Consider the following 634-nt stretch of genomic DNA (forward strand, 5'->3'; position numbering starts at 1 on the left):
TGCAAACAATAAACAACTAAATCAAAAAGACTTACAAAGCTTATTAGAAACTATCACTAAAAACAATCAAAGCTTACATAAAAACATCAAAGCAAAAGTTCAAAAAGCTAAATACACTCTAAGTGTAAGTAAAGATGCAAAAAGCATAGTAGTGAATTTAAATTAAAGCAATATACCAAAAAGGATTAATTATGAAAAAGTTAGCAAATCACATCATACTCTCAGGCATAACGGTATCAATGCTATTTTCACCTATGGTGGCAGCAGATAAACCACTTAATCCAAATCAATTGCCTAGTGGAGGTAAATTTACTCATGGGACTAGTGGAAGTATATCTGGCCCATACTTTGATAAAAATACTGGTAGAAATACTATAGATGTTACAGGTAAAACACAAGGTGGAAACCATGTCATACAATGGGGTGGTGGCTTTAGTATAGGTAATAAAGCTCAAGTTAATTTTAAAGGGGATGGTCAAAACTACCTAAACATTGCTCATGGAACAGATAAATCTACCATAGAAGGTGTATTAAATGCAAGTGGTAATAATGTCTTTTTAATTAATCCTAATGGAGTAATCATTACTAAAACAGGAACTATCAATGCTAATCGCTTTGTGGCTTCGACTTCGTC

At 32.5% G+C, this 634-nt stretch carries 1 protein-coding gene; it reads left to right on the forward strand.

The genetic code is table 11. The features are described from left to right. Positions 1-191 precede the first annotated feature (191 nt). A partial coding sequence (locus L8X40_RS08450) for a filamentous hemagglutinin N-terminal domain-containing protein (protein ID WP_263667691.1) occupies positions 192-634 on the forward strand: 443 nt, incomplete at its 3' end.

This window comes from Campylobacter sp. CNRCH_2013_0855, from assembly GCF_025773025.1.
Classification (GTDB): Bacteria; Campylobacterota; Campylobacteria; order Campylobacterales; family Campylobacteraceae; genus Campylobacter_D; species Campylobacter_D jejuni_C.